Here is a 13,434-nt window from a genome sequence, read left to right on the forward strand (position 1 = left end):
CCTCAGGCTAGCTCGTCGAGGACCGACGGCAGCAGCTCCTCGAGATGCCGCACGATGTCGTCCGATGCCTCATCTGCCGAGTACGCGGCGGGTACCTGCAGCAGGTGGCAGGGCCGTCCGTCGAGCGCCTTGCTCAGCACCAGCCCCTTCGCCGCGAAGTGCTCGCGCCACGGCACGACGGACGTGGCTGCCAGGCCGGTTACGACCTGTTGCGAGAAGCCAGCCATCTCGATGTGGAAGTTGCCGAGCATGCGGTCGACCATCCACTCGCTCGTCCGCTCGACGATCCGAGACCGGGCGCCCTCGAAGCGCTCGACGTAGATGGCGGCCGCGAGCGGGGCCGAGGTGGTCACTTGTCGCCCCGGGAACGCGGTCGCCGGCTTGACCATGCGGTGCTCCGGCGACCATCGCCGGGCGAAGTCCGCGAGGCGCGGATAGCGGATCACGTATGGGTGCACCACCGTGGTCAGCCGGCCGACGCTCTTCGAGAGCCGCGACGGGATAAGGGGTTTCCGGACACCTTCGAACAGGTGCGGGTAGATTGTCCGATGATGCGGCTTGATGAACATGGGCTTCGCGTAGCCGAGCAGAGTGGCGTCCTCGGCGAGGAAGGCCCAGTCGTCGCCCATGAACGACCACCCCTCGCGCCGCATCAGCTTGGCGACGGTGCTCGTCTTACCGGTCCCTCCGGCCGCGGGAAGCGCGATCGCATGACCCCGGTACGCCATCGTTGCCGCGTGGATCATGCCGGCTCCTCGACCGACCATGGCGGCATCGAGAACTGGGACCACAGACGTCAACAGCTCGCCCGGCCCATGAATGCGCCACTGCTCTCCGTCCCTCACAACCTGGACCCCATCGTCTTGAAAACGCACGCTGCTCTCGGTGTACGCGAGCTCGTGCTCAAGCAGACCTGCATCCGGCATCGGCTCCAGCCGGTCATTGACGATTATGTCGGCCGGCCGTTCGGTGTCGCTGGCGAAACAGGCCAACATGCTCTGGAGCTGGGCCGCTGCCGGGGCCTTTGCGTCGACGCGGATCGTGACGCGGCCGTGGATGTCGAAGTGCAGTGCCTTGCTCTGCAAGGTGCGCATGATCGTCCCCTGTCTGGGTGGTGTCGGGCGGGTGATGTCGAGCGGATGGTGTTGCTGGTGCGGACGGTGCCGGCCGTGCCGACACCGTCCCCTGCTAGCCCAGGGTGAGCACCAGCTTGGGTGCCGCAGTGGTGCTGACCTCCTTTGAATTGAGGTCCAGGCCGTCGCTGCTGCTGGAGTTGATGCCCAGAGAGAGCTGTTGTCCGAGGTCGCCGGCCACGGCGGTGGCCGTCAGCGGAATGTTGTAGTTGGTGTTGGTCGTTGTCGGGCCGAGTGTCCCTATGCTGGTGGTGCCGAGCGCCGGCTTGTTGCCGTTCGTGATCCCGGTTTCGCTCCAGGTGTCATTGGCGACGACTCTCACGTTCTGCGTCCCCGTCGACCCGCTTCCCGCGCTGCGCAGCTGCAGCGTCGCACTCTGCAGCGTCCTGCCCGCATACGGGGTTAGGTCGAACTTCAAGTACGTGGCCTCCACCGGACTGTTGTCCACGCCCAGCAGGGTGCTCGTGCCGAAGTTCGCCGTCGGCGACGCGCTGGTCACATAGCTGTCAGCAGTGGCGGTCAGCGTGACGGTCTGCGGCGTCGTGCCGCCGCCCGCGGCAGCCGTGGTGAACTGCCAGGTCTTGTCCGCCGCCATCGCGTTACCGGCAGCATCCTTCACCCCGCTGGCACCGCCCTTGATCGTCGCCGTGTACGTCGTATTCGCAGCCAGATCCGCAGTGGGGTCCAACGTCGCAACCCCGCCGCTGTACGTCACAGCGGCCCCCACCGTCGTCGCACCCGACGTCAACGTGAACGTGGACGGCGTGACCGTCGACGAAGTCATCGCCTCCGAGAACGTTCCCGTCACATTCGTCGTCACCGCCGCACCAGTAGCCGGGGACGTAGCCGTCACCGTCGGGGCCGTCGTATCCGCAGTACCGCCACCGCCGCCGGTGGAGTCGTAGTAGTGCCAGTACCGGCTTGTTGCGTTCACATCGGCGAGCACCAGGAGGCCGCTGTTGGCCGTGCCCGAGGCGTTGCTGTTGAGGTTCTGCTTCGTCGACGTTACGTTGTGGACATACTGGTCGTCGTCCACGATACGGGCCGTCTTCGTGGTGGTGAAGTTGATGGTGCTCAGCGACGTGGACTTCTCGTAGACCGCACCTCCCGAGCTGGTGCAAACACCGGCGTTCGTCGTGCCACTCGGCTTCGGATAGGTAGCGAAGGTACGCAGCTTCTGCGCAAACTCGTCGATCATGACGATCACCCGGTTCGGGCACTCCGACACGGTCGCAATCGTGTGCGCCGACCATGTTGATGTCGTGTTACTCAGAACCAACAGCTGGATCAGCGGCAGGGACGCCGACGTGTTCGAGGTCTTAGTTGCGGCGAAGACCCGGCCACCCGATGAGTCCAGCCACTTCAGGTTCATATGGTCATCACCGCTGCGCAGCCCCTTCACCGCCGCCACAGGAGTGGTCCAGGTGGTTTTCGACGCCCCATCAACGTGGTGGCTCCAGTACATGCCGTCGGTGGCGTCACCGACCTGCCGGCTCCACATCACACCCACCTTGTTTGATCCGAACGCGATCACAGCCGACGTGTCATCCACAGACACGTTGCTCAACGACGCAGGATGCGCGAACGGCGTCCCCCACGTTATGCCATCCGTGCCAGTGACGTTCAGATAAATCCGGTTCCCCTGCTGCCAGGTGGCCCACACCCGACCAGTCGAGTCCTTGTCGATGGACATGGTCTCAACCTTGTTGTTGTGGATTCTTTCAGAACTCAGCAGCGTGTACGTCTTCGTACTCGAGTTGTAGCTGTAACGCCGCATCGTCGACGGGAAGTTCGGCTCAAACGGCAGGCCGTCATTGACGAACCGATAGCTCGCCACAAACAACGTCTTCCCGTCCCACAACACGTCATGATGAGTGTTCGCCCGCGTCTCCGTCGCCACACCCGTATTGACCCACGAGCTCGTCGCGGCATTGAACCGGAAGATATGGAAATCCGAGCTGGCAGTGTCCCACAGGTTCCCCCACCAGACCCCGTCGTTGAACCACAACGCATTCGTCTGCCGCTTCGTGCCCGTTGGCGTCCCCGTCCCCGTATGCGAGGGACCCTCAACCCCAACATCACCCACAGCAGCGGTCGCCGAAATCGGCACCACGAGGGCACCCAGCGCAAGCAACAGCGCTGTCAGCAGTGCGCTGAGGCCCAGATTCCGCGACCCACGTCGATAAAATGCATAGTCCAGCAACGTTGCTTCCCGGAGTTGAACGTCGGCCTGTATAGGGATGGTCATTAGCCTCACCACTCATCGAAGTTGTCTGCCTATGCCAGTCCCGAGAAACCTTCCCGGCTGGATACGAGAAACCGAAGCGCCTGCTGCACCGGTCCTGACGACTCGCGTGCATTCCCCCTCGAAACATGTTCGCCCGAGCAACTTGTAAGAAGCTTGGGATTTTCTTGAACCGGCCCCAGTTTAAGAATTCGGCCCGGCGGGGGACAAACACATCTAATTCGCGACGTTCACTAGAAACCGCCGCGTCTACCCCGTGGTGTTCATCGACGCCATCCAGGTCAAGGTCCGCGACGGGCAGGTGCGCAACAAGCCCTTCTACGTCGTCCTGGGCGTCACCGTGAGTAGCGCCAGGGACGCCCTCAGATCACAAGTTGCCAGGCTCGGGACGCCAGCTCAGCGGGTGCCGTGCCAGCTGACCCCGGGCCGTTCGTTTCCGGACGCGGAGTTAGAGCCAGAGCCAGCTGCAGAGCCGGCGGCAGCATCGCCGTCGGACGTGCCCTTATAGGGGATCTGGGCAAGTCAGGAAGGGGAGCCGTGGGTTCGCTGTGAAGCCCGCGGCCGCGCAACAGAGCAGCCGCGCTGAAGCCGGCGACGTCTGTCCTGGCTGAGCTATCCGCTCCGTGCTCTCCAAGTAATGATGGAATTGGCTTGTGCCGCCGGTGTGGCTCTGGTTCCGACTGACGCCTTGCGAAGGGTTGTCGCGAAAATGATCTGTCTACCGCCAGCACGGGCTGCAGTAAACGCGGCGGCCAGGTGGACATACCTCATAGGAGCCTGCTCGAAGAATCCCAGTACTGTCTTGTCTGTTGGACCCCGCCCATACCGGCCACGCCTCACCACGGCGATGCATTAAATCAGGGGTGGCGCACGCCCACCCCGGCGAGAATGTCGCGGTAGCCCTCACGGAAAGTTGGGTACTTGAACGAGAACCCTGTTTCCCGAAGCAGCGCATTGCTGCACCGCTTGTTGCCACCGCGTGCGTCACCCGCGTCACCCGTCGGCGGAACGTCCAACCTCAGCTCAGCCGCCAGAAAACGCAGGACGTCGCCCAAGTCGGCCGGGTCGTTGTCCACGCCGAGATAGACCGGCGACGGCACAGCACTCATGGTGCACAACTGCACGATGGCACCGGCCGCGTCGTCCCGGTGGATGCGGTTAGTGAAGCGCGGCTGGTCCGGGATGATGGCCGAGCCTGTTCGGACCTGGTCGATGAGCCTGGTGCGGCCCGGACCATAGATGCCGCCCAGCCTGAGCACGACAGCTGAGGTTCCGGTTCCATCGAGCCGTTTCAGCAGGAGCTGCTCTGCCTCACGCATGATGCGGCCGGAGAATCCCCCAGGGTTCGGCGTCGTGTTTTCATCGATCCAGGCGCCTCCAGCGTCGCCATGCACGGCCGTGGACGAGACGAAAAGGACGCGTTCGGGCGTCACACGGTCGCGCTTAAGAGCGTCGAGCACATGCGCCACGCCGTCCACGTACGCACTTCCGTATGCCTCTTCCGTAGGCGCGTTCGCTGCCACCGCAATGACGACGGCGGCGGTGTCCGCCGGGACAGGCGGCAGTTCGGCGGTGCTTAGGTTGGCAGCGGCGCCCTCGATCTCAGCCGGCAGCTTGTCCGGTGAACGGCGCCAGCCCACCACCCGGTGGCCAGCCGAGGCGAACCGCAGGCCCGCCTCGGTGCCGAGGTCGCCGCAGCCGGCGAGGAGGATAGTCATAGCCGGACGCTCAGAGGGCCGGAACGGGGAAGAAGACGCGCGGGTCCTGCAGCAGCGCCGGGTAGTCGAACTCCGAGCGGTCGATGATGTCGGTGACCTGGAAATTGCGGCCGAAGCGCCCGTCGTCGAGCGTGATCGGCCGGCCTACGACCATTCCGACGGCGAACCTGCTGCCGCCGTCGAACGGGACGGCCACCGGCGATTTTCCGGGAAGCGTCGAGAAGGCTGCCTCCTGGCGCTGCCGCTTACGGGACGGCTTCTTGACCAGCGGCTTGGCCGGAGCCTTCTTGGCCACCTTGGCTGGCCGGCGCGAAGTCTCATCCGCATAGACGAACTGGTAGTCGTCGTCGGACTCCCCGGTAGCGCCCGAACCAGCGCCGGAAGCATCGGAACCATCACCGGAGGCCGAAGCGGCGCCAGCAGCGGAAGCCGCCCGTCCGACGGCAGGTAGCCCAACCTTGGTTAGCCGCTCAGGGTCGCCGTGGCCGACGTGCTCGCGAAGGATCCAGAGAACGTCGCCCTCGGGATCTTCCGGCAGGAACTCGTGCCTGGGTTCCGGCCAGACGTACTCCAGGCCGTGCTCGGTGCCGGGGAAGACCTCTTCGTAGAACCGCGGATCCTTGCGGATCAGGTTGGAACGGTGGCTCATGTGCAACTCAGGGTCGCCGAGCCACGGCGGAAGCAGAATCTTGGCGGCGTAGTCCGGGTGCGCAGCCTGCGGGGCGAATTCGCGGATGTTGTCCCGGGTGTTGTCGGCGAAACCGCGCTTGGTCCACTCGTCCACCATGGCCAGGCCATACATAGTGAGCGCGGGAACGTGCCCCATCCACATCCGAATGGCGGGGTGTGACTGCCATCCGTATTCCGGGATGACCAGCGCGCGGAGTGTCTGCAGCGCTTCTACGCGCTGTTTGCCCAGCCGGGGGGTGTCCAGCGCGGCCGCGCTTTGCCGGAAATCGGGATAGGGAAGGAAGGTTTGCATCCCTTCAGTCTGCCGTCCTTGGGGCCCTGTGCCAATTGAAGTGCCGGACGGCACATCAAGCCGTCAAAATGGACAGACAGGTGTTCACATTGTGGACCCATGCATACGGAAGGTTGATTTATCCACTAAGATATCCGAAACCTCACCAGCGTCTGGAAGCCAACTCATGACTCTTACCTCCCCCGCGCCCCTGTCCTCCGCCCCCGCGGAAGCGAATTCACATGCGTCACAGGAGCCTCAGCTGTTCGTTCCGAAGTATGGCCAAATGCTGGGCGCCGACGCGAACGGGATCCTCGTTCTTGACGAGTTTACGCTGGACCCGGCTGCTGCGCGCAAGGACCAGCACCGTTTCCGCGCGGCGCTTGCTTCCGTTGCATTGACCCTGCGCCGGCTCGTCGCCCTGCGCGTTTTCATCGCGGTGGTGGCCGTCGCCAACCTGCCGCTCTTCCTGATGTCGACGGGTTGGTGGATCTACGCCGTCTCGCTGGCTCTGGTAATCGGTGTTCATGCCGCCGTGAACTGGCTGAACAAGCACGAGCCGCGCCTCAAGCAGCGCCATGAGCTCGAGCTGCACCTGCACCGCGAACGCAGCGACAACTACCGCAAGGTGCGCGACGCCGTGAAATTCGTCGTCGACAGCCCTGCCCGCGTCAACGAGCATCTCTACCTTGAGCTGCTGCACGCCAAGCGGGTTGCCCTGCACCTCGCGTCGGGTACTGTCGCCCTCCTCGACACCAGCGACGATGCCGCCTGGAAGGTGCGCATCGTCCGGGAACTCCCCGCCGCGGCCTAAGGCGGCGCGCGGACGGCGTCCAGCCGTCACGCTGTAGGCAATTAATTACGACGCCGGGCGTCCCCACTCGGGGGAGCGCCCGGCGTCGTCGTTGGTGGAACCGTGCAAAACGAAAACGGGCGGCCCCTGGAAAGGGGCCGCCCGGCGTCGAGCTACATGCAGTGCCGCTGCGCGGCCTGACCAGCCAGATTAGGCAGGCAGTTGCAGGACCTGGCCCACAAACACCAGGTTCGGGTCGCTGATGGTGTCGGTGTTGGCGTCAGCGAGCTGCTGCCAGCCGCCCTGGATGCCGAGCTTCTGGGCGATCTTGCTCAGAGTGTCGCCTTCCTGGACCGTGTAGGTCTGGCCGCTCACGGCGATGGCGGCAGCATGGCGGGCCTCGGCCGGTGCCTGGACCGGAACTTCGGCGGCCACCGGGGCCTGTGCCACGGGAGCCGTCTGAACGGAAGCCGTCTGAACCGGAGCCTGGACAGGTGCGGCCTGCACCGGCGCGCTCTGGGGCAGGATCTGCGGTGCAGGAGCGCCACCGCCGCCGTTCAGGCCCAGCTTGGCGGAGCAGGCGGGCCATGCGCCCCAGCCCTGGCTGGCCTGAACCTTTTCGGCCACGGCGATCTGCTGCGCGCGGGAGGCGCCCTGGGGGGAGCCGGTTCCGCCGAAGGCAGCCCAGGTCTGCGGGGTGAACTGCAGGCCGCCGGAGAAGCCGTTGCCGGTGTTGGTGGACCAGTTGCCGCCACTCTCACACTGGGCGAGGGCGTCCCAGGTGGAGGCGCTGGCGGTAGGCGTGGCCGCGTTGGCGGCCGTGGCGGAGAGTGCCAGGGTTGCTGCGGAAACGGCGGCCAGGGTGACTCCACGGCGCGCGGCAGTACTGAATGTCGACTTTTTCATTATTGGGATGCTCCTGAGGCCACCCGCGCTCGGTCCGTCCCCGGACGTTGTCGCGCTACTGCCCGCCCCCTGACGAACTAGAGGTCATTTCGGTATCCGCCGGCCGGGCAGTAACTGGTGGTGGCGGCACCGGGCATTCATGGGCCCGCGTCGCGCGGGCATGTGTCCCACCCTAAAGGTGTTGCGCGTCGTTATCAAATCGAGATCTTTATTGACAGTCAAGCAGTTTAAGGGCACGCCAACCCGGCAGCGCGGAGGGCCCAGGCCCATTGGAACCGGGGAGGCGGAAGCAGCCGCGCTGTTAGCTCGCGGACAGGGAATTCAGGGCGGAAGCCAGGTACGGCGCCGTCCGGCTGTCCGGTGAACCGGCGACGGCGTCGGGCGTTCCCGAGGCAACGATCTCTCCGCCGGCGTCCCCGCCGGCCGGCCCGAGGTCGATCACCCAGTCCGCTTCAGACACCACGTCCATGTCGTGCTCCACCACGACCACCGTGTTGCCCGCGTCCACAAGGCGCTGCAGCTGGGCAATGAGGAGCCGGACGTCCGCCGGATGCAACCCGGTGGTGGGCTCATCCAGCAGGTACAGCGTGTGGCCGCGGCGTGCGCGCTGCAGTTCGGTGGCGAGTTTGATGCGCTGGGCCTCTCCGCCGGACAGTTCGGTGGCAGGCTGCCCGAGCCGAAGGTAGCCCAACCCGACTTCCCGGAGCGTCTTCAAGCTGCGGGCCGCCGAGGGAACGTCCTGCAGGAATTCGGCGGCGGCGTCCACGGTCATGCCCAGGACGTCGGCCACGTTCTTGCCGCGGTAGGTGATTTCAAGGGTTTCGGGGTTGTAGCGTGAGCCGTCGCATTCGGGGCAGGGGCCGTAGCTGCCGGGCAGGAAGAGCAGTTCGACGGCGACGAATCCCTCGCCCTGGCAGGTCTCGCACCGCCCGCCCGCCACGTTGAAGGAGAATCGTCCGGCCCCGTAGCCGCGCACCCGGGCTTCGTCCGTGGCTGCGAACTCCTTGCGCACCGCGTCGAAGAGCCCGGTGTAGGTGGCCAGGTTGGACCGGGGCGTGCGGCCGATCGGTTTCTGGTCGACCGTCACCAGCCGGTCCACGTGGTGCAGGCCGGTCACGGTTCCGACGCTCAGCGGGGCGCCGGGGTCGCCGTCCACCCTGGGCTGGTCGTCCGTGGTGTCCCCGGAATCCGTGCCGCCCGAGCCCTCATCACCGTGCAGTTCGGACCCGGCCACTCCGGCCAGGACGTGGCTGACCAGCGTCGACTTGCCCGACCCGGAGACTCCTGTGACGGCGGTCAGGACCTGCAGCGGGAACGCTGCGTCGAGGCCGCGGAGGTTGTGGCGGGAGATGTCGTTCAGTTCCAGCCAAGCAGCAGGCTCCCGACGGCGGCCGGTACGGACGCTGCTGTCAGGCGTGCCACCGTCGTCGGCACCGCCCCTGGAACCGTCCGGAACGAGGAACGGGCGCGTTACGGAAGCCTCGACGGCCGCGAGGCCGGCCACCGGGCCGCTGTACAGAACTTCGCCGCCGCCCTCTCCTGCCCTCGGACCAACGTCCACGAGCCAGTCGGCGCGGCGCACAATGTCCATGTTGTGCTCCACGACGAACACGGAATTTCCCGACGACTTGAGCTGCTCCAGCACAGCGAGCAGGGGCTCGGCGTCGGCGGGGTGCAGCCCGGCAGACGGTTCGTCCAGCACATAGACGACGCCGAACAGCCCGGAGCGGAGCTGCGTGGCGATCCGGAGTCGCTGCATCTCGCCCGGGGAAAGGGTGGGCGTCGACCGGCCCAGGGCGAGGTAGCCGAGCCCCAGATCCAGCAGGACCGTGATCCGCTGCAGGAGGTCGCGCGTGATGGCCACGGCCACCTCGTTGCCTTCGCCTGAGGACAGCTTGCGGGAGGCGGTTCCGGCGTCCTTCAGCTCGGTGGTCGGGCGGATGATGTCCGCCAGTTCCGCCATCGGGACCGCGTTGAGTTCGGCGATGGTCCTGCCGGCGAAGGTCACGGCCAGGGCCTCGGGTGTGAGTCCGCTGCCGCTGCACCGCCGGCAGGGGCCGGTTTCCATGAAACGGAGCACCCGATCCCGCATTGTGCTGCTCTTGGAGTCAGCCAGGGTATGCAGCACGTGGCTCTTGGCGCTCCAGAACTTGCCCTTGTAAGGCTTGGCCACCCGGTCGCGCTGCGGCGTGATTTCCACGACCGGCTGCTCCTCGGTGAAAAGGATCCAGTCGCGGTCCTTTCTGGGCAGGTCCCGCCAGGGGGTGTCGACGTCGTAGCCCAGGTGGGTGAGGATGTCGCGCAGGTTCTTGCCTTGCCACGCAGTCGGCCACGCGGCGATGGCTCCCTCCCGGATGCTCAGCGACGGGTCCGGGACCATGGAGGCTTCGGTGACGGTGTGCGCCACGCCGAGGCCGTGGCACTCGGGGCATGCCCCCGCGGCCGTGTTGGGCGAGAAGGCGTCCGAGTCCAGCGTGCTGGCTCCGGCCGGATAACTGCCGGCACGCGAGAAAAGCATGCGGAGTGAGTTGGACAGTGTGGTCACCGTCCCCACCGTGGAACGGCTGCTGGGAGTGCCGCGGCGCTGTTGGAGCGCGACGGCGGGAGGCAGCCCGGTGATCATTTCCACCTTGGGATTGTGGCCCTGCTGGATGAGGCGGCGGGCGTACGGCGCCACGGACTCAAAGTACCGGCGCTGGGCTTCGGCGTAGATCGTGCCGAACGCCAGCGAGGACTTGCCCGACCCCGAGACGCCGGTGAAGGCGACGATCGCGTCGCGCGGGACGGCCACGTCCACGTTGCGAAGGTTGTTCTCACGGGCTCCACGCACCCGGACAAAGCCGTCCGCAGAATGATGGGCACCGGTCTCCGGGCTCCAGTCCAGATCGGCCAAGGGGTCAGCATACTCTTCAGTCCGCATCTGTTCGACTCTACGGGCACAGCCGGTCCGGGGACTATTCTGTCGGGGTGAACACTTACGACGCCGCCGCCGAACCGGTCGATCCCACTGCTCTTTCAGATCAAACTGCCCTTTCAGGTGAAGAGGAGCTGGTGGCGGCCCCGCCGCAGATGCCTTTGGCGGAGCTCCACCTGCACATCGAGGGGACGCTCGAGCCGGAACTGATCTTTGCGCTCGCGGAGCGGAACGGGATCGAGCTGCCGTATGCGGACCTGGACGAGCTGCGGAGCCGGTATGAGTTCACGGACCTGCAGTCGTTCCTCGACCTGTACTACGCCAACATGGCCGTGCTGCGGACCGAGCAGGACTTCGCGGACATGACGCGGGGCTACCTTGAGCGGGCTGCGGCGGCAGGGGTGCGGCACGCGGAAATCATGATGGATCCGCAGGCGCACCTCTCACGCGGTGTGTCCCTGGAGACGTGCGTCAACGGCGTGACCTCCGTGCTCGCCACATCGGAGGAGGAGTTCGGCATCTCGACGCTGCTGATTGCCGCCTTCCTGCGGGACCTGTCCGAGGACTCGGCGCTCGAGGTCCTGGAGGGGCTTCTGGCGATGAACGCGCCGATCGCCGGCATCGGCCTGGATTCCGCAGAGGTGGGCAACCCGCCGTCGAAATTCACGCGGCTGTTTGCCCGGGCCGGCGAAGCAGGCCTGCGGAAGATTGCGCACGCGGGGGAGGAGGGCCCGCCGTCGTACATTGTGGAGGCGCTGGACGTCCTGGCCGTGGAGCGGATCGACCACGGGATCCGGTGCATGGAGGATCCCGAGCTCGTAGAGCGGCTGGTCAATGACCGCGTGCCGCTGACGGTCTGTCCGCTGTCGAACGTCCGGCTCCGCGCCGTGGACATGCTGGCTGCGCATCCGCTGCCCGCGATGCTCGCCGCCGGGCTCAACGTCAGCGTGAACTCGGACGATCCGGCGTACTTCGGCGGTTACGTGGACAGCAACTTCGCCCAGCTGGAATCGGTCCTGGGCCTGTCCGAATTCGACCGGGTCAGGCTTGCCGCGAACTCGATCAGGTCGTCCTTCGCCAGTGAGGAGCGGAAGCACGAGCTGCTGGCGGAGCTGTCGGGCTAGGAATCGGGCGGGGATGCCTCGGGCGGGGCACTCGCCGTCTGGCCGTCGATTGCCGGGTCACTGGCAGCCGCTGCCGGGGCGCCCGTCCGAATGATCCACCAGCCCAGCGCCGCCATGACCAGCCCGATGGGGATTCCGTAAGGCGGCAGCCCCGCGTTGTAACCGAGGAAACCGGCGACCACGAATGCCACGCCGATCCACATGGGGAACATGCCTGAGCGCCAGCCGGCGATGCCAAAAAACATCCAGCCCAGTGCGAAGAGTATGTAGCTGGACAGCGCGCCGACAGCCAGCATCCCGGACCCTCCGGCGAGGATCGCGCCCGGGGCGACGTCGGTAATCCAGGGGCCGGCGAAGCCGTCGAACCACATGTTGCCGGCCATGTCCAGGGTGCCCGCCAGTGCGAAGCAGAAGCCGACGGCGCCCAGTCCGCCGGCCCGGTCAGCGAACCTGAAGTAGACGGATACCAGCGCGAGGGTGAGCCCGATGAAGACCAGCCAGTACAGGGCGTTCGTGACCTGGAAGGGCGTCTGCCTCATCATCTCGATCCGCTCGAGGCTCCTGTCGGCAGCGAGCAGGCGGGCCACGTCAACAGCCGCGAAGACGAGGCCGGACACGAGGGCGATGGGTCCCGCGGCTCTTGCTAGCGGTGAGGACATTATTTCCTCCTGATGCGGGTGGGAATGGCGGGTCCTAATTTGGGGCACCACGGCGCCGTTCGCCGGTGCCGGCCACCCGCCGTCGTTCACATGGGACGCATGCCAAGCGGGAAACGCCCGACGGCGGCGGCCGAGCGGGGTGCCTTTCGCCAGGCCCGGCGGTCCAGCATCACGGTGGCCAGCACCGCGAGTACGACGACGAGGAAGTAGATCAACTCGGCGCGGCCGGCGTCGGCGGCGGTGAAGCCGAAGGAACCCACGGTGAAAGTGCCCTGGCTGTTGTGGAACAGAAGTGTCAGGAGGACGCTGCCGCCGGTGCGGTTGAAAAGCCACACGTAGAGAAATGTGATGGCGAAAGTCGTCGGCAGGCCGATGGGGTTCAAACCATTGAAGAGGACCAGCGGCAGGTGCCACAGCGTCACGAGCAAGCCGAGGATCGCCGCGGACAGCAGCGGCGGACGGGATGCCTGGAGCAGGGGAAGGGCGTAGCCGCGGAAGCCGGGCTCCTCGCCGAGTGCCCCGTCCAGCGGATTCACCAGCCGCACGGCGAACACGGCAAGCAGGCCGGTCCACGTCAGCTGCGCGAGGCCCGGGGCCGCGGCGCCGAGCGCCATGGTGATGAATCCCGTGACGAGGACGAGGACCACAGGGAGCAGAAGAGCGACGGCATACCAGACCCACCCGACGCGCCACCGGATCAGCCGTCGGCCCCACGCACGGAAGCCAGGGCTTCCCTCGGCCAGTGCGATGACGATGACTGCCGCGGCAAGCGGACCCACCGAGAGGAACTCCATGCGTGGCATCAGCCCGGCCGCGTAGACAGGCCACGAGGACCAGGAGATTGCGTAGGCCAGGACAAAGAATGCCAGAAGCCTGTGGTGTTTTAGCCAGCCCATCCGACGGCGCATGTCGGCTCCAAACAGTTCTGCAGGTGCACCAATTGTCCGCCCCTTCTGCGCTGGCGCGCTAGCCGGCGTTGCA

The 13,434-nt window shown here is 66.2% G+C and carries 11 protein-coding genes; 3 read left to right on the top strand and 8 right to left on the bottom strand.

From position 1 onward, the window contains the following. Positions 1-2: 2 nt before the first annotated feature. Positions 3-1,094, bottom strand: a complete 1,092-nt coding sequence (locus CXZ05_RS02510) for a hypothetical protein (protein ID WP_102971050.1) — start codon at positions 1,092-1,094, stop codon at positions 3-5. A 94-nt stretch (positions 1,095-1,188) separates the two neighbouring features. After that, positions 1,189-3,381 (bottom strand): Ig-like domain-containing protein, encoded by a 2,193-nt coding sequence (locus CXZ05_RS02515; protein ID WP_258006412.1) that lies wholly within the window; start codon positions 3,379-3,381, stop codon positions 1,189-1,191. A gap of 253 nt (positions 3,382-3,634) precedes the next feature. Between CXZ05_RS02515 and CXZ05_RS23640 the strand changes: the two genes are divergently transcribed. Further along, positions 3,635-3,886: a transposase gene (locus CXZ05_RS23640; RefSeq protein ID WP_102971051.1), complete on the top strand. Its 252-nt coding sequence runs from the start codon at positions 3,635-3,637 to the stop codon at positions 3,884-3,886. A gap of 349 nt (positions 3,887-4,235) precedes the next feature. On the opposite strand, the gene CXZ05_RS02525 is transcribed toward CXZ05_RS23640, so the two are convergent. Both CXZ05_RS02525 and CXZ05_RS02530 read right to left on the bottom strand, forming a co-directional pair. Further along, positions 4,236-5,096, bottom strand: a complete 861-nt coding sequence (locus tag CXZ05_RS02525) for an NAD-dependent epimerase/dehydratase family protein (RefSeq protein WP_102971052.1) — start codon at positions 5,094-5,096, stop codon at positions 4,236-4,238. Between the two features lie 10 nt (positions 5,097-5,106). After that, positions 5,107-6,078: an MSMEG_6728 family protein gene (locus CXZ05_RS02530; protein ID WP_102971053.1), complete on the bottom strand. Its 972-nt coding sequence runs from the start codon at positions 6,076-6,078 to the stop codon at positions 5,107-5,109. Between the two features lie 166 nt (positions 6,079-6,244). Here CXZ05_RS02530 and CXZ05_RS02535 point away from each other — a divergent pair, with 166 nt between their 5' ends. Beyond that, positions 6,245-6,871 carry a hypothetical protein gene (locus tag CXZ05_RS02535; protein ID WP_102971054.1) on the top strand — a complete coding sequence of 209 codons (627 nt, stop codon included), beginning with the start codon at positions 6,245-6,247 and terminating at the stop codon, positions 6,869-6,871. A 189-nt stretch (positions 6,872-7,060) separates the two neighbouring features. On the opposite strand, the gene CXZ05_RS02540 is transcribed toward CXZ05_RS02535, so the two are convergent. Together CXZ05_RS02540 and CXZ05_RS02545 are read right to left on the bottom strand one after the other, a co-directional pair. Beyond that, positions 7,061-7,756: a transglycosylase family protein gene (locus CXZ05_RS02540; protein WP_102971055.1), complete on the bottom strand. Its 696-nt coding sequence runs from the start codon at positions 7,754-7,756 to the stop codon at positions 7,061-7,063. Positions 7,757-8,057: 301 nt separating this feature from the next. Beyond that, complete coding sequence (locus CXZ05_RS02545; RefSeq protein ID WP_102971056.1) at positions 8,058-10,676, bottom strand: excinuclease ABC subunit UvrA; 2,619 nt, start codon at positions 10,674-10,676, stop codon at positions 8,058-8,060. Positions 10,677-10,825: 149 nt separating this feature from the next. Here CXZ05_RS02545 and CXZ05_RS02550 point away from each other — a divergent pair, with 149 nt between their 5' ends. After that, positions 10,826-11,794 carry an adenosine deaminase gene (locus tag CXZ05_RS02550; RefSeq protein WP_102971255.1) on the top strand — a complete coding sequence of 323 codons (969 nt, stop codon included), beginning with the start codon at positions 10,826-10,828 and terminating at the stop codon, positions 11,792-11,794. Here CXZ05_RS02550 and CXZ05_RS02555 read toward each other — a convergent pair. Both CXZ05_RS02555 and CXZ05_RS02560 read right to left on the bottom strand, forming a co-directional pair. Next, complete coding sequence (locus CXZ05_RS02555) at positions 11,791-12,453, bottom strand: hypothetical protein (RefSeq protein ID WP_102971057.1); 663 nt, start codon at positions 12,451-12,453, stop codon at positions 11,791-11,793. The genes CXZ05_RS02550 and CXZ05_RS02555 overlap by 4 nt on opposite strands. 86 nt (positions 12,454-12,539) lie before the next feature. Continuing rightward, entirely contained in the window at positions 12,540-13,361 is an 822-nt protein-coding gene (locus CXZ05_RS02560; RefSeq protein WP_102971058.1) for a CPBP family intramembrane glutamic endopeptidase, read from the bottom strand. Between the last annotated feature and the right edge of the window lie 73 nt (positions 13,362-13,434).

The sequence above is a fragment of the Arthrobacter sp. AFG20 genome (assembly GCF_002892795.1).
In the GTDB taxonomy this organism is placed as follows: Bacteria; Actinomycetota; Actinomycetes; order Actinomycetales; family Micrococcaceae; genus Arthrobacter.